This is a genomic window from Streptomyces sp. NBC_00466 (genome assembly GCF_041433995.1).
GTDB lineage: Bacteria > Actinomycetota > Actinomycetes > Streptomycetales > Streptomycetaceae > Streptomyces.
Map to the genome: position 1 here is coordinate 2,252,483 of NZ_CP107896.1, position 16,160 is coordinate 2,268,642.

Consider the following 16,160-nt stretch of genomic DNA (forward strand, 5'->3'; position numbering starts at 1 on the left):
GAACGTAATGGAGCATCAACAGACATGTTCGGGCGCCCAGTTCGGACATTAGCGTGACAGTTGGGAACTGTGAAGGGGATGGACTAGACCATTTGGCTCCGCTAGTGTCGGCCGCCCGGAGGCCCCGGGCGCAGCTTCGTCCGGCGGCCCTGCACAGCTTCTTCCGGCGCTTTCACGCCTGCGAAAGCGCGTTCCCGCTGAGGAATCCGATGGAGGTGGTGATGAGGCCGAGGCTCCTTCCCGACACGCATCTGCTGCCGTCCGACCGGGGCGTGGTGATCAGCGGGCCCCGGCACACTGCTGCCTTCGCGCTGCCGGGGATCCACCCATGGCTGGAACGGCTGCGGCCGTTCCTGGACGGTCGCAGCAGCCTGGACCAGCTCACAGCCGACCTCCCGCCACAGGCGGCGCAGCATGTCCGCGCACTGGTGGAACTGCTGGCCCGGGAAGGTTTCGTACGCGATGCCACGGTGGATCTGCCCCACGGGCTGAGCCCGCAGGTCCGTGCGCACCACGCCGCGCTGATCGACTTCATCGCTGCGCGCGCGGACTCGCCCGAGCACCGCTTCGAGCGATATCGCGAATGCGCTCCCCTGGTGGTCGGTACCGGACGGATGGCGAGTGCACTGGTCCTCGCCCTGCTCGCCTCGGGTGTGGCACATGTCCGGCTCGGCGGGCCTGTCCGGCTCGGCCCGGCCGAAGAGAGTTCCGGGGCCGCGACGGATGTGGCCCGGCTGCACGAATGTGTCGCGTTGCTCCAGCAGGAGGGTGGGTGCTTCCGCTACGAACAGCTGAGCGGCGACCTTTCCGAACTGCCCGCGGACGTCGGTGTGGTGCTGCTCGGCTCGGACGTGTCCGACCCGGAGCCGGCGGACCGGGCCCGCGCGCTCGCGCTACGTGGCGGGGCGCGGTACGGACAGGCGGTGGGACGAGGCGAACACATCGTGATCAGTGCGGTGAGTGACCCCGGAGGCGCATCCGAACCTCCAGCCACCGGTGGGTCGCCGGGCAGTGGGCCCGATCGCCACGGAGCAGGCGGCGCGGGTGCGGATGCGGGTGCGGGGGATCCGACTCGTGCACGTGAGCCGAGCCCGTACCTCGGTGGTCCGGTCGCGGCCCTCGCCGCCAACCAGCTCTGCCTGCACCTGCTGCGCCGGGTGGCGGGTCTGGACAGCGCCGACGGGGAGACCGATCCGTCAACGGGGACGGATACCGCGGTGCTGGATCTGACCACCGGCCGCTTCCTCGGCGCGGAGTCGGAGTGACCGGCAGGGCCCAAAGGGCGGGCGGGACCGGCGCGACCAACGGGACCGACAGGGCGGGTGGGCCCGGTGTGACTGGTGCGACCAACGAGACCGACGGGACAGGTGGGCCCACTGTGACCGAGGAGGCCACCGGGGTCACCGGGGTCACCGGGGTCACCGGGGCCACCGGGGCCACCCGGGCCGATGGAACCGGCCGGACCCCCCGGAGCTTCGCGGGCGAGGACCCGTTTCCCCTCGCGCTCTGGGCGGAGGCCGTCTACTCCCGCAGGGCCATCCCGGCCACACTCGCCTCTGGATACCCGGCCCCGGGAACGGCCGACGCGGAGCCCGACCCGCTCCCCCACGGGCCGCGCCTTCAGCTGGTGTCGCCGCCGCTCGACCTGGTGCCTCCCGCCGATTCCCCGGCCGCCCTCACCGACCCGGCCGTCCTCTCCGCACTGCTGCACTATTCCTACGGCCTGCTCCAGCACGACCTGACCCCGGGCGGCTGGCCGCTTCACCGTGCGGTGGCCTCCGCGCGATGCCGCTACCCGAGCGAACTCACCCTCGTCACACCCACCGCGGCGTTCCGGTTCGATCCGCTTCATCATCAACTCGTCGTGCTGACCGGGTCAGTGACGGGTGATCAGGCGAATGATCAAGAGGGCGATCGGACGGGCGACGGGGGAGGCGATCCGGGGACGTCCCGGTTCATCGTGATCACCAGCCGGTTCGCCCGGACCGCCCGGCTCTACGGCGGCTACGCTCCGCGGCTCTGCGCCCAGGAGGCAGGCATGCTGCTGGGCGCGGTGCACCTGGTCGCCGCCGCACTCGGCCTGCGCACCCGGCCCGGCCAGGACCAGGAGACGCTGCGCGTCCTCTGCGCGGACCGGCTGCCGGACGCGGCGGAGCACCCGATGGGTTACCTGGAGATCCTGCGGTCGGTGGAGCAGCCCGCCGACCCGACCTGGCCCCCGCCCGACCTGGCCCCGGCGCTCCGTGCCCGCCACTCCGGCGCCGCGATATTCGACCCCGTACCGACGCCGTCCCCGCGGGCACTGCTCACCGATCTCGGCGCCGCCCTCGCGGCGGCGCCGTTCACCGGCTTCTCCAGCCACCTGCTCGTACAGCGGGTCGCGGGATTCCCCCCTGGCCACTACGTCCACAGCGACGGCCGGCTGCGGCAGGTCAGCGACGGCGACCCGCTCGAGCTGCTCGAACAGACAGGGCAGACCGAGGGCCGGGTGTCGGTGAACTTCCGCTCGACCGCCTGTACCGCCTACATCGCCGTCCGGCGCGGCACCGCCGTCGCGCGGTACGGCGCGGACGCCTTCCGCAGACTGCACCTGACCGCGGGGGCGGCGGCCCACCTGCTCTGCGTGGTCGCGGCCCGTCATGGCCTGTCCGCCCGGATCCACAACGGCTACGACGCCGCCGTCGCCGAGCGCCTCCTCGGGCTGACCCCAGGTGAGGAGACAGTCCTCTTCCAGGTGGCCATCGGCACGGCGCGACCGGGCGCCGCCTTCCGCATACCGGTGGTGTTCTGATGAGCCGGAACACCCGGAACACGCCGCCTCCGGCCGAACCCCCCACGGTCACCGCCACCGCCCCCGTCCTCGCTCCGGCACCGGCTCCGGCACCCGCTCCCGCTCCCGCTCCCGCTCCCGCTCCCGCTCCCGACCCACGCTCCCACCCCGTGGGGGTACGGATCGCCGGACTGCCCACCACCGCGCTCGACGCCTCCCGTATCCCGCGCAGCACCGAACTCGCCCTGCGCATCACATCGTTGGACCAGCGACTGACCGTCGACGCGGCGCAGCTCGGCGAAGCGCTGTACGCCCTGATCGGCACCGAGCCTGCCCGCCCCTTCAAGGGCCGGCTGGTGGGCCTGCGCCGGGCCGTGCACCGAGGCGCCCGCATCGGCACGCTGCTGGACGCGGCGGCCCCGCCGGACGTGCTCGGCGCCGCGCTCACCGGACGTCTCCACCACCATGCCGCTCTCCGCCGCAGCCGGGCCGAACTGTTCGCCGAACTGGAGCACGTACTGCCGGCCGAGACCCGGACGGCGGCAGCGGCCCTCGGCGCGCTCGTCCAGGACCCGGCGTTCGCCGCCGGTCTCGACTACGCCAGTCCGGATCTGTACGAGGACCTGCTGCGCTGGAGCGAACGCGACGCGCCCCGGCGGCGGCCGCTGGACGGGGCAGCCGTCCGGCTGGCCAAGTACGCGGGCCGCGCGATGGCCAAGCCCAGCCCGTTGACCACCTTCGCCGCCAGCGGCTTCGGCCACTGGGTGGCGGATGCCGGAGCCGGCGTACGCCTGGCGAGCTCCGTCCGGGCCGAGGTGGCCGAGTCGAGTCTGCTGCCGCTGTCCCGGATCGCCGCCGCTCTCGCCCATGTGCCCGAGCTGGCCGCGGCCGTCCGACTGCGCGTCAACCCGTCGGCCACACGGGTGCCTTCCCCCGAGGGAGAACAGTGGCTGTTCACCGCGCCGGGCCCCTCCGGCGCGGTGCGTACCCTGCCCGCCACGCCCGCGCTGGCCGCGATCCTGGCGGCGACCCACGAGGCGGGCAGCCCCGAGCGGCTGCGCACCCTGCTCGCCACGCCCGGCCCGGGAAACCCCACGACCACAACCACATCCGCCACCGCCACCACCGCCACCGCCACGACAGACACCGCCACCGCCGATGCCGTCGTCGCCCGGCTCGTCCGGATCGGTCTGCTGGAGGTCCGCCTCGGACTGTCCGATCAGGAGCTCGACGCCGCCACGCTCTGCGACTGGCTCAGCCGGCACCTGCCCGAGCCGCACCAGGGCGACCGGGCCGACCGGGGTAACCGGGGCGACCGCGGCGTCCACCTCGCCCTCCTGCTCGCCGACCTGCGCGCCATCCGCGACCGGACCGACGCCGCCCGGGGCGCCGCGCCCGGCTCCCACCGGGCCATCGCCGCCGCCCTGCGGCAGCACACCACGAATGCCGCCCGACGGCTGCAACTGCTGGGCCCGGGGGCACAGTTGGACTCCGGCCCGCTGTACTTTCACCACACGGTCGCCGTCGGCACCGCCGCCGTACTCGACCCGGCTCTCTGGCAGCCGGCTCTCGCCGACCTCGCTCTGGTCCCCGCGCTGCTCGCCCCGTTCGACACCCTCGCACCGCCGCGCGAAGCACTCCGGCAGCACTCGGTGGCCGCCTACGGTCCGGGTTTCAGGCGACCGTTCACCGGTTTCCTCCAGGACTTCGGCGCCCGGTGGGCCGCAGCCGGGCCGCACACTCCCACCGAGCGCGACGCACGGCGGCAGGACGAGCTGCGCAGCCTGATCGCCGGCACTCCGCCCGCGCCCGACGGCACCGTCCGTCTCGAACCCCAGGCCGTCCGTGAGCTGTGCGGCAGCTGGCCCGGCCCGGACACCACCGGCGACCGCCATGCCTGCTACGTCCAGACACTGCCCGACCCGGCCACCGGGCTCGGACTGGTACTCAACACGGTCACCTGCGGCCATGGCACCGGCCGGACCCGGATCGCCCGCCTGCTCGACGTACCGGCCGATCCCGCGGCAGCCCACGGCGGGCCTCCCGGCGACGGCCCCCAAGGCACCCCCCTCTACGCCGAGTTCGACGCCGTCTTCGGCAGCGCACTCAACCAGCGTGCGGCCGCCACCCGTTACGCGATCGACCTGGACGGCGCCACCTCGCACCGGCCCCCCGAGCAGCTGATCCGCCCCGCCGACCTGGATGTCGTGCACGACCGGCACACCCAGCGACTTCACCTGGCCCACCGCCCCACCGGCCGGGTCGTACGGCCGCTGCACCTGGGCCTGCTCGCCACGCCACTGCTCCCGCTGCCGGCCCGGTTGCTGGTGGAGGCCTTCGGTCAGACCTCCTACGCCTTCTGGTCGGACTGGCCCCAACTGTGGCGGCTGCTCCCGCCGGAGCCGACCGTTCCACCCGGCCGAGGCCCGGCGGTGACACCCGGTGCGGGCTGGACGAAGATGCCCCGTCTCGCCATCGGGGCCCTGGTGCTGCGCCGTGCGACCTGGTTCATCGACGGCGGCCGGGCACCCGCCCGTACCGCCGGGGAGCCGGACGCCGCCCACCTGGTCCGCGTGCACACCTGGCGCGCGGCGCTCGGCCTGCCGCAGCGCTGCTTCCTGCGCGTCCTCACCCCGCGCCCCGCCGACGGCTTCACCGGCCCCGCGCTGCACGACAAGGACCGCAAGCCGGTCTACCTCGATTTCGCCCACGCCCATCTGGTGCGCGTCTTCGAGCGGGCGGCGGCCACCGGCCGGCCGCTGCTGCTCACCGAGGCCCTGCCCGACCTCCACGACGCGCCGGCCCACCGGGACGGCGACCGCTACGCGACCGAGTTCCTGATCGAGCTGCCCACCGCCCCGGTCCCGGCGGCAGACCGGCGGGTGCGGACATGGTGACCCGTCCGCCCGGCGGCGTACCGGACCCGGAACCGGAACCGGAACCGGAGGACCGCTGGGTCAGCGCCCATGTGTTCACCGGGCACCCGCTCGACCTGGTGGTGCGCGCGCTGATCCCCACGGCCGTCGCGGAGCTGCGGCAACGCGGGCTGGCCGACCGCTTCTTCTTCCTCCGTCACTGGCAGGGCGGCCCGCACCTGCGTCTGCGGGTGCGGGCCGCCACCCCGGCGGCCGAACCCGCGGTACGCGCCGCACTGGAGGCACACGCCTCGGCGCTGTTCCGTACGCTGCCCCCTTCGCGGCCCATGACGGCACAGCAATACCGGTTACTGGCAGACCAGTTGGCCACCCTGGAGCCGGAGAGCGTGCCCGGGACGCTCGCCCCCAACGACAGCCTCGCCTTCCACGCCTACCGTCCCGAGCACGGCAAGTACGGCCATGGCGTCGCCCTGCGGGCCGTCGAGGACGCGTTCGCCACCTGCAGCGAGCTGGCCGTCGCCGCTGTGCTGGCCGAATGGAGCCCGGCGCAGCGCACGGCCCACTGTTTCGCCCTGTTGACCGGCAGCATGGACGCGAGTGCTCCGCCGGTACGTCCGGCGCCGGAGGTGCTGGCTCAGTACCGGAACGGGCGTACCGCCCTGCTCACCGTCGCCCGCGCGGCCCGCGCGGCAGCACGGGCGGGAGCTGCCGGCCCGGCCGGCGCCGACCCGGTCACCCGCTGGCTCGCGGCCTGCCGGAGTGCCCAGCGGCAGGCCGCCCTCCCCGCCCGGCTGGCCGGTCATCTGACCCACCTGGCATGCAACAGGCTCGGGGTGCGGCTCGGCCAGGAGGCTTCCCTGCGCGCCCTGGCTCTGCTGGCCGTCGCGGAGTTGACGGTCGATGACCGACCGGGTCAGCACAGCACCCGTCGGCACCGGGGCGACCACGACCACGCTCGGCACGACGGCACCGGCCCGCCGTGAGGCCGGTCCTCCGCGCCGAGAAGCCCGCCCCGAGAAGCCCGGACGGCACAGACCGAAAAGCCCGGACAGCACAGACCGGACAGCAGAGACCGCAGCAGAGCCCGGACAGCAGAGAACCGCCAAGGAGGGACTCCCGTGACAGCCACCCCGCAGAAGGAAGAGCCGCAGTGGCGCGCGGCCCACATCGCGTACTTCGGTGACGACACCGACCAGCTGATACTCGGAGCCGTACGGCCGGTGATCGAGCGCTGCTCCGGTCGCGTCGAATCGGCCTACGTACTGCGGCACTGGCGCCGCGGTCCCCATCTGCGCCTGGTGGTCCACGCCACACCCGCCGTCTTCGCCGAGCTGGTGGTACCCGCCGTTTCCGAACTGGTCGGCGGATATCTGAGGGCCCGGCCGTCCACCGCGGCCCCACTCGACGAGGCCGCTCTGCTGCCGCTGCACCGCCGCCTCGCCGCAGCCGAACGGGAACCCGGCCCGCTGACCCCCTTCTATCCGGACAACTCGATCACCTGGGAGGAGCACGACCGCCGGGTGGACGTGCTGGGCTGCCCGGTCGGCGCCGACGAGCTGGCCCTCTTCTACCAGCGGACCAACGGCCTGCTGTTCGAGCACCTGGAGTCCGTCGCCGCGGGGCTGCCCCGCGAGACGCTGGCCCTGCGCCTGATGCTCGCCACCGCGCACACCCTCTGCCGGCACCCGCAGGATCCTTCGATCCGTCGCGGGTTCGTCTCCTTCCGTTCGCACGCCGAGGGTTACTTGAGCACGGTCGGCCCCCAGGTGCGGGCCGCCTTCGAGCAGCGGTACGCGGCCAACAGTGCGGTGCTCACCGCACAGGTGCGCGCTGTGGTCGCGGCCTTCGATTCCGCCGTGACCGGACCCGGGGCGCCGGACACCGGTACCGGGCCGGAGCGGGCGGCGGCCCTGCATCGCTGGGTGGCCGCGATCGACCCGCTGGGCACCCGCTGGACCGCGCTGTACGAGGCCGGCGAGATCCCCGAGATGGAGATCCCGACCGACGAGGAGAACGGCATCGGCGAACTGCTCACGACCAGCCCACTGCACCGGGCGATCAGCGGCAGCGCCACGTACAAGCACATGATGTACCGGGATCCGCGCTTCCTGCGCTACCGCCTGATGCTCAACTACACGTATCTCCATCTGTCCCGTCTCGGACTGCCCGGCCTGACCCGCTATCTGCTCTGCCACCTCGCGGCGAACGCGGTGGAGGAGGTCTACGGGGTCAGCGCGCTCGAACTGGTCCTGGCCACCGCCGCGGACGCCCCCGGTACGCCGGACAACACCGCCGCCGCGGACGCCTCCGGTGCGCCGGACAACACCACCGCAGCGCACGCCCCCGGTGCGCCCGAGAACGCCATCGCCGCGAGCACCTCCGGTGCGCCCGAGAACACCACCGCACCGGCGCGGACACGCGGATGAGGACCGCCCCGCAGGCTCCCCCGCCCGACGCCTGCCCTCCGTCCGCCGGGACCGGAGGTGCGGCGGCGCGCCGCTACCACGCACAGCACGGCAGTGTGCTGCCCACCATCGACCCGGCGGCGGGCAGCACAGCGCCCAGGCGCCATCCGGGCGTGCCCGTCATCCCGCTGCCGTACCCGCCGGTCTTCCCGTCGCCCCCGGCCGACCGCGGTCCGGCCGCCTCCCTGGAGTGTCTGGGCGCGCTCCTCGCCCTGCTCAACGGCGTCACCCGGATCGACTGGACCGACGCGGGCGTGGGCGCCGGCCGACCGGTGCCGTCCGGCGGTGGCACCTACCCGGGTGAGGTGTACGCGGCCACCGCCTCCGGGCTCTGCCACTATCTGCCGTCGGCTCACGCACTCGAACTCCTCTCCCGCGCCGACCTGCGCGCCGAGCTCGCCCGCTCACTGGACCAACCGCCGCTGGACCAACCGCCGCTGGAACAGCCGGAATCGGTCCTGCTGATCACCAGTCGGCTGGACGCGAATCTGGCCCGCTACGGCCCCTTCGGCCACCGTCTGCAGGCACTCGACACCGGCGTACTGACCGGGCAGGCGCTCACCCTGCTGGAGTCGGCCGGCGCCGCGCCGACGGCGCACGCGCGCTTCGCGGACGAGGAACTGGGCCGCCTGCTCGGCCTCGACTACGGAGCGGAGCGCGTCCACGCGGTCGTCACCGCCCGGGCGCCGGGCGCGATCGCGCCCGGCGCCCCGCTGCTCCGCCGCCGTACGGCCCGCTCCGGCTTCGAGCCGGTTCCCGTTCCGTCGGCCGCCCTGCGCACGGTCCTGGAGGAGGCCGCCCGCCCGGTCCCCCTGGACCATGCCGCGCCCGCCGACTGCGACCTGTACGTGGTCGCCCACCGCGTCACCGGGCTGGAACCCGGCTGCCACCGGCTCGACCCGCGTACCGGCCAGCTCGCACCGGTCACCGGGGACGCCACGCCCCGGGGCCTGTTCCCACCCGGCGGGCCGGGTGAACTGGCCGGTTTTGAGGCTGCCTGCGCTGTGCTCGTGACCGGCGACTACGAGTCGGGCTACCCCGGGTACGGCGACCGCTGGTACCGGATGCTCAACCTGCGGGCGGGCGTCATCGGCCAGCGGATCGGCCTGGCCGCCGCGCGCGCCGGGCTCGGCGCCGGGCTCCGCTGCGATGTCGACACCAGGGCCGCCGACGCCGTACTGCGCACGCACCGCGACCGCACCACGCTGCTCGCCGTCCTGCTCGGCCAGGAACGCGGCAACGGCTCCCCGTCCTGTCAACTGCTCGGCGGGAAGGGCCCGTTGTGACCCTCTCGGACATCCCGACCGTACCGCCGCCCCCTCCCCGGCCGAGGACACAGTGATCACTTCCGACTCCGCCCCACTCCTGCGCCCCGATGTCTTCCTGGTCCCGAGCGGCAGCGGCACCGTCTACGTACGCTCCAGCCGCGGCACCGACCTGATCGCCGCCCCCGGTATCGCCGGCTGGCTGGAGCGGCTCGCGCCGTTCCTGGACGGCACCCGCACGGTGGAACAGCTGCTCGACGGCCTCGAAGGAGACCGCCGCACCACGGTGCTGCGGGTACTCGAACTCATCGACCGGCACGGCCTGTTGGCGGTCCGGGCCGCTCCTGGCCCGGACCGGGACACCGCCTCGTACGCACGGCTGAGGGTGCTGGCCCTCGGTGCTCCGGCCGCGGTGGGCGCGCTGACGAACGCGCTGCGGCTGACCGGCCTGCCGGCCGTCACGCCGGTGACCGGCCACGCGGCGGCCAGGACCGCGGTGGCGGCCGGCGGCCACGACGCGCTGCTGCTGCTCGATGCGGGCGACGATCCGCAGTCCGTCGCCCGGCTCGACGAGGACTGCCGCGCAGGCGGCCTGTGGTTCGCCGCCGCCGTCCGTGACGCGGAATCCTGGTGGCTGGGCCCGACACTCTCCCCCGGCCCTGACCGCACCGCCGGCGGCTGGCTCGGCGCCTGGCAACGCGTGCACGGCACGCAAACCACCCCACGCACCCCTCAGCACCCGTCCGATCAGCGCCCGTCCGATCAGCACCCAACGGATGAGCGCCCGCCCGATCAGCACCCACCTGAACAGCGCCCGTCCGGTCAATGCCCGTCCGATGCCGCCGAGTTCGCCGCCACCCTGCTGGCGCACCGTTTCCAGCGAGCCTTCCTCGGCCCCTCCACCAGTGCGGCGGACGAGCCGGAGCCGCTCGTCCGGCTGGACTCCGCGACCCTGACCACCACCCGCCACCCCTACCGGCCCCACCCGGCCGCGCTGCCCGCGGCGCCGGAGTCCGCAGCGGGCTTCCTCGCCAGGATCGCTTCCCTGCGCGGCGGGCCGGCCGTCGGGCCCGAGGAGTTCTCCAAGCGCGCCGCGGGCTGCATCGACCAGTACGGCGGACTGCTCGCGGACCTGGACGAGGGAGCTCTGCCGCAGTTCCCCCGGCATGCCTCCAGGGCCCTGGTCCGCGACCCGCGCACCGGCCGGTCCGAGCACCAGGTCCACGCCACCGGCCCCGACTTCACCACCGCACGCCTGCGCACCGCGCGACGCGCTCTGACGCTCTACGCGCTGCTCGCCCTCGACCCCCGGCGGTTCGTTCCGGCGTCCGGTGGGCCCTCGCTGTGGGCGTGGTCTCCCGAGGACGGCACGGCCCGCCTGGTTCCGGTGGCCTCCGTACGCGCGGGGGGTCCGAACCCGCCGCGGGGTCTCGGCTCGGGTGCCACCTTCGACGAGGCGGTGGCGGCCGCGCTCCGCGACCGGCGCGGCCCCGCGCACGGCGCCCTGATCGTGCCGCTCGATCATGACCCGGCCGCCACCGGGATACTGCCCTACCTGTTGAGAACGGTGCGCTGCGATGACTGAAGACCTCCTGCCGGCCACCTCCCGGACGCACCACGACGGCGGCCTGCTCGGCCAGGCCCTCGTCCGCCGGTCGGACGCCATGCCGCACCCCCTGACCGGTGTCCGGCTTCTCGCGGCCGACACACCCGACGCGGCGTCAGAACGTGTACGTGAGCTGGTCGCCGACGGATACCCGTTCCTGCTCGTCGTCGCGGAGCTGGACCGGGTGGTCATCGGTCCGCTGGTCCGCCCCGGCGCACCCGGCTGCCACCGCTGTCTCGCCACCCGCCGCGCCGGAGCCCGGGCCGACGCGGCCGAGGAGGCGGCCCTGCGCACCGCCTACGGCAGCCGCCTCACCGACACGGTCTCCCCGCTGCTCACCCCCATCGCCGCAGACCTCGCCGCGCACCTCGCCCTGAGCCGGCTCACCACCGCCACGGCCACCGGGCATTCCGTCACCATGCTCCGCCTCGCCGACCTGGAGATCACCCGGCACTCCTTTCTGCCCGACCCCCACTGCCGCGACTGCGGCAGCCTGCCCGACGACGCTCCGGCCCGCGCCGCGATCCCGCGTGTCACCCGGCCCAAGCCGGACCCCGCGGTCCTGCGGCTCCGGGACCTGCGCGCGGAGCGGACGGTGCTGGAAACCCGTTACGCCGACGACGAGACCGGCGTACTCAAGGGGTTGCGGTCCCGCGGACTGCACACGCTGCCTTTCGCCGAGGCCAAGGTCGGCCCGCCCGAGTCGGTCGACGGCGGTTACGGCCGCGCGCTCGACTTCCGCACCGCCAGGGTCACCGCGATCGCCGAGGCACTGGAGCGGCTCGGCGGAGGCCGTCCGGGAGGGCGGCGCACCGTGGTGCGCGGCAGTCACCGCGAACTCGCCGCCCGGCACCCCGGCGGCGTACTGGACCCGGCGGCCACCGGCAGCCACGAACCCCACCGCTACCAGGAACCCGGCTTCCCCTTCCAGCCGTACCACCCCGACCTCGTCCTGCCGTGGGTCTGGGGCTACTCCCTCACCCGCGAACAGCCGGTTCTGGTCCCCGAGAGCCTGGCGTACTACCGTCTCGGCCGGCACCACCCGCAGTCCGCCCGGCCGTTCGTCTCCGAGATCTCCAACGGCTGCGCGCTCGGCGGCTGCGTCGAGGAGGCCGCCCTGTACGGCCTCCTGGAACTCGCCGAGCGCGACGCGTTCCTGCTCACCTGGTACGCCCGGCTGCCGGCGCCCGCACTCGACCTGCACACCGCGCGCGACCGGCGGATCGGCCTGCTCGCCGACCGGATCCAGGAGCGCACCGGCTACCGCGTCGAAGTCTTCGACGTGACCGGTACCGAGGGCATCCCCTGTTTCTGGGCCGCCGCCGTGGACACACGGCCGCGCTCCGCTCCGGGTACGGAGCCCGCGGAGCCCCGTCCCAGCGTGCTGTGCGCCGGCGGCTCGGGGCTCGACCCCGAACGGGGTGTCTTCGGGGCACTGCACGAACTGGTCACCGCCATCGAGGCGTACCGGCTGATCTACCCGCAGCGCGCGGAGGACGCCGCCCGGATGCGCGAGGACCCCGAGCAGGTCCGCCTGATGGACGATCACGCCCTGCTGTACTGCGACCCGGTCGCCGCCCGCCGCATCGACTTTCTGCTCGCCCCCGGCGGCCGGCCGCCACAAGAACGCCGGAACCTGCGCGAACTCGCCGACCGCTGCGCCTGGCCGCGCCACGCCGATCTGCGTGCGGATCTCGACGAGCTGGTGGGCCGTTTCGCCACGACCGGCCTCGAAACGATCGTCGTCGACCAGACCACGCCGGTGCACGCCGCATCCGGTCTCTCCTGCGTCAAGACCCTCGTCCCCGGCCTGCTCCCGATGACCTTCGGACACCGGCTGCGCCGCATCACCGGACTCGGCCGGGTGCTGACAGTCCCCCACAGCCTCGGCCACACCTCACGGCCACTCAGCCCCGAGGAGGTCAACCCGCATCCGCACCCGTTCCCCTGACCGGCACGACAGGGCGGGTCCCACACCACCGGCCTCACGGGTCAGCACACAGCAGTGCGCCGCGAGCGGGCCCACTCGCGGCGCACCTGATGTCACCTCAGCCGTCAGCGGTGATGGTGACGCTGCCCCAGACGCTCGATGTCCACGACGTGACCGCGCGCGTCGCGCAGGGTCGCGGTGTCGAAGCGGTCCCAGATCGGCGAGCGCCGGTTCTGGTAGACGTCGTTCCAGGTGTCACGGCCGTGGCCGGTGTGGACCTTGACCGACTTGTACGCGCCGAGCCGCAGCGCGTGGAAGCGGTACGAGTGGTGCTGCGCGTCGGTCAGCGTCCAGCCGCGCAGTTCCACGGGACGGCGGGAGTTGTTGGTGACGGTGATCCACTCCGCGTCCAGCCGGTTGCCGCGGTGGTGCCCGCCGGCATGGCTGTCGACGTGGTGGACGGCGCCCACCTCCACGGCCGAGCGCTCATGGCGCGGGGCGTGGTGGTGGTCGGCGGCCGCTGCCGGGAAGGCGGCGGCCAGCAGGGCCCCGGAGGCCAGAACAGCTGCGGCGAGACGGGAACCTGAAGACAAAGACGACATGGAACCCCCAGATCAGGGCATGCGTGCGCCGGTCGGCCCACGCATGGTGCAGATGAACTTCCGGCTCTGTGCCGGACCATCACACTCTGAACCGAGCTGGTTCCGATGTCAGGAGAACCTTCGCCACTTTGCCAAAAGCGGACAAAAGACACCCCGTCAGGTCATCCGGCGCATACGCCCCCGCGCACCCCGCCAGGCGACGCGCTCCCCACAGACACCGGCCCCCACCGCGGGCAACTCCGCCATCCGGCCCCGCACACGGTGACCGATCCGCTACCGTGCGTGATACAGCCCAGCTGGGTTTCGGACCACAAGGGGACCTTGAGTGAACCGCATTCGCACCATGCTCGCCGCGCTGACCGTCACCGCTGCGACCGCGGCGGCGCCCGCAGCCGCGAGCACCGCTCCGCAGCAGCACCCGGACCCGTCGGCGGCCACCCGGCCGCAGCACGCCCCCTGCTCGGGGCAGTTCCAGGGCGACGCCCGGCTGGGGCCGCAGTGGCTCCCGTCGAAGCACGAGAAGCCGGTGGGTCCGCTGCTCAAGGGCTACCACCGGACCGGAAAGCTGTCGTCCGGGGACTTCCTGAAGAAGTACTGGGAGGGGCCCGCGGACACGGGCAGCTGGAAGTACCCGCCGAACGACGGGTTCAAGGAGGTCAACGGGCAGGTGGACAAGGAGCCCGAGAAGCTGCGGACCGGCGAGCGCCTGGACCGCTTCGGCTCCGAGTACGGCTCCTATCTGGCACCCGCGGGCGACTCGTACGCCAAGCGCGCGCTGCCCCCGCAGAGCCTCAACACCCGGGACGCCGCGGTGCCCTGCGACTACCACGTCTACCGGGTGGCCAGGCCGTTCTGGGTATGGCAGGGCGGCATCGCGCCGTGGTTCGAGCAGCCCGGCAACGGGCAGCAGATCAAGCTCGACCCGCTGTTCCTGAACCCGGGTGAGGGCCAGCGGCTGAACGTGAAGTGGCTGCTCGACCACCACTACCTCGCCCAGGCCGCCCCGGCCGGCGAGTAGCGAGGCCCCATGGACCGCCACGAACTGCGTGCCGCACTGCGCGAGGCCGGGGTACCCGACGGCTACTACCGGATCGAGGGGGTCCATGAACCGGTCCCCACGCCCCCCGACTTCCTCTATCTGAAGCGGACCGAGGACGGTACGGCGTGGGAGACCGGTGCGTACGAACGCGGCCTGTCCGAGGTCATCGGCCGGTACGACACGGAGCCGGACGCCTGCGCGCACCTGCTGCGGCTGCTCGTCTGACGCCGGCCTGAAGAATCGAAGAATCACCGGCAGGCGGAGGACGGCACACGGCCCGGCTGCTGGTGGTCAGGGCTACTGGTCGCCCACGTCCCGCCGGTTCGACAGGGCCGACTCCGCGAGGGACGACAGGCCCTCGACGTAGAAGGTGCCGTCCGGCGCGGACCGTACGACGAGCCAGCCGCGTACACCCAGGCTGCGCACCTGCCCCCGCACCTCGTCGCCGAGCTCGGCCGCGAGGTCGTCCTCGCGGGGGGTGCTGCCCGCGTGCAGATGCTCGCGGATCCGGAGGAGCAGCGCCTCTTCCTGCGCGGTGATGTTGAAGTCCATCCCTGGACGCTACGGCCCACCGGGCACCGCCGCGCGCGGAGGGCCGAACCTCACCCGGAACCGCCCCGGCTCCACCCGGAACCCGCACCGATGCCGTGAGGCCCGCAGCGCCTTCGCAGGGCGCAGCGGGCCTCTCGCACGCGGGCCCGGTCCGCCCGCTCACGGCGGGGGGACCGGGCCCGGGCCGGTCAGGCGCCCGGCAGGGCCGGCAGCTGGGCGACGCCCGGCACCGTCGGCAGCTTCGGGAGACCCGGCAGGTTCGGGGCCGGGAGGCCGCCGCCGAGCACGATGGCGACCAGGACGTTCACCTGGGAGGTGAGCACGGCCTGGGCCGCCGCCCCGACCTCGGCGGGCTTGCCGGTGGTGGCTGCCTTGACGAGGGTGTCGACCTTGGCCTGGAGGTCGGCCGCCGCCTTCGCCTTGAGTGCGGCGCCCGGGTCGGGTGCGGCGGGCGCGCCGGACACCCCGGTCACACCGCCCGGGATGCCGGGGGCCGCGGGTGCCGCGGGGGCGGATTCCGTGACCTTCGCCAGGGCGGCCTTGACCGGGTCGGCCAGCTTGGTGGCGTCCGCGGCGGGGAGCTTGCCGTCCGGGGCCTTCAGCACGGCGTTGACCAGGTCCGTCACCGGCTTCAGTACACCGCCGGCGTCGCCCAGCAGCTTCGCCTGGCTCGCGAGCTTGTCGGCGCCCGGCACCGGGACGGCCGGGGCGCTCGCGGGGCGGGCCGCGGGGGCGTGACCGACCGCCGCATAAGCCGCCGGGCCCGCGACGCCGAGGGCGAGGGCGCCGCAGACGGCGGACGAGACGAGGAGGCCGGCCTTCGGGGACATACGCATGGAAAGCGTTCCTTTCGGAGGTGCGGGAAGTACTCACCGCCACCGTGCGAACGGCCGGATACACCGCGCAATCGCTGAGTCACTTGGCGTAACCCCCGACCGGCCGCCCAAAGCCGCTCTGACCTGCACGTCTCCCGGCCGCCCCGGGCCGGGCCGATACACCCGCCAGAGGGAACGGCACCCGGGCCGCCGGAGACCGGGCACGGGTACGGCCGCGGC

At 73.8% G+C, this 16,160-nt stretch carries 13 protein-coding genes; 10 read left to right on the top strand and 3 right to left on the bottom strand.

Annotated features, from left to right (window positions below; translation table 11 throughout):
- Positions 1–221: 221 nt before the first annotated feature.
- The 8 genes from OG210_RS09825 (at position 222) to OG210_RS09860 (ending at position 12,933) form a co-directional block, all read left to right on the top strand.
- Complete coding sequence (locus OG210_RS09825; RefSeq protein ID WP_328330420.1) at positions 222–1,265, top strand: hypothetical protein; 1,044 nt, start codon at positions 222–224, stop codon at positions 1,263–1,265.
- Between the two features lie 68 nt (positions 1,266–1,333).
- Entirely contained in the window at positions 1,334–2,791 is a 1,458-nt protein-coding gene (locus tag OG210_RS09830) for a nitroreductase family protein (RefSeq protein ID WP_371535840.1), read from the top strand.
- Between the two features lie 149 nt (positions 2,792–2,940).
- Positions 2,941–5,667, top strand: a complete 2,727-nt coding sequence (locus OG210_RS09835) for a lantibiotic dehydratase (RefSeq protein WP_371535844.1) — start codon at positions 2,941–2,943, stop codon at positions 5,665–5,667.
- The gene (locus OG210_RS09840) at positions 5,661–6,629 is read left to right on the top strand and encodes a lantibiotic dehydratase C-terminal domain-containing protein (protein ID WP_371535847.1); all 969 of its coding nucleotides are present in this window, start codon (positions 5,661–5,663) and stop codon (positions 6,627–6,629) included. The genes OG210_RS09835 and OG210_RS09840 overlap by 7 nt, the downstream gene beginning before the upstream one ends.
- Positions 6,630–6,764: 135 nt before the next feature.
- Positions 6,765–8,072, top strand: a complete 1,308-nt coding sequence (locus OG210_RS09845) for a thiopeptide maturation pyridine synthase (RefSeq protein ID WP_371535850.1) — start codon at positions 6,765–6,767, stop codon at positions 8,070–8,072.
- Positions 8,069–9,397, top strand: coding sequence for a nitroreductase family protein (locus OG210_RS09850; protein ID WP_371535853.1), 1,329 nt, complete (start codon positions 8,069–8,071; stop codon positions 9,395–9,397). The genes OG210_RS09845 and OG210_RS09850 overlap by 4 nt, the downstream gene beginning before the upstream one ends.
- Positions 9,398–9,449: 52 nt before the next feature.
- Complete coding sequence (locus OG210_RS09855) at positions 9,450–10,961, top strand: hypothetical protein (RefSeq protein ID WP_371535857.1); 1,512 nt, start codon at positions 9,450–9,452, stop codon at positions 10,959–10,961.
- Positions 10,954–12,933, top strand: coding sequence for a TOMM precursor leader peptide-binding protein (locus OG210_RS09860; protein WP_328330406.1), 1,980 nt, complete (start codon positions 10,954–10,956; stop codon positions 12,931–12,933). The genes OG210_RS09855 and OG210_RS09860 overlap by 8 nt, the downstream gene beginning before the upstream one ends.
- 104 nt (positions 12,934–13,037) lie before the next feature.
- On the opposite strand, the gene OG210_RS09865 is transcribed toward OG210_RS09860, so the two are convergent.
- Complete coding sequence (locus OG210_RS09865; protein WP_328330404.1) at positions 13,038–13,505, bottom strand: lamin tail domain-containing protein; 468 nt, start codon at positions 13,503–13,505, stop codon at positions 13,038–13,040.
- A gap of 334 nt (positions 13,506–13,839) precedes the next feature.
- On the opposite strand from OG210_RS09865, the gene OG210_RS09870 reads away from it, so the two are divergent.
- The gene (locus OG210_RS09870) at positions 13,840–14,532 is read left to right on the top strand and encodes a TNT domain-containing protein (RefSeq protein ID WP_328330402.1); all 693 of its coding nucleotides are present in this window, start codon (positions 13,840–13,842) and stop codon (positions 14,530–14,532) included.
- Between the two features lie 9 nt (positions 14,533–14,541).
- Positions 14,542–14,778 carry a hypothetical protein gene (locus OG210_RS09875; RefSeq protein WP_328330400.1) on the top strand — a complete coding sequence of 79 codons (237 nt, stop codon included), beginning with the start codon at positions 14,542–14,544 and terminating at the stop codon, positions 14,776–14,778.
- Positions 14,779–14,850: 72 nt separating this feature from the next.
- Here OG210_RS09875 and OG210_RS09880 read toward each other — a convergent pair whose 3' ends face one another.
- Positions 14,851–15,105: a hypothetical protein gene (locus OG210_RS09880; protein ID WP_328330398.1), complete on the bottom strand. Its 255-nt coding sequence runs from the start codon at positions 15,103–15,105 to the stop codon at positions 14,851–14,853.
- Positions 15,106–15,293: 188 nt separating this feature from the next.
- Entirely contained in the window at positions 15,294–15,941 is a 648-nt protein-coding gene (locus OG210_RS09885; protein WP_328330396.1) for a hypothetical protein, read from the bottom strand.
- Positions 15,942–16,160 lie beyond the last annotated feature (219 nt).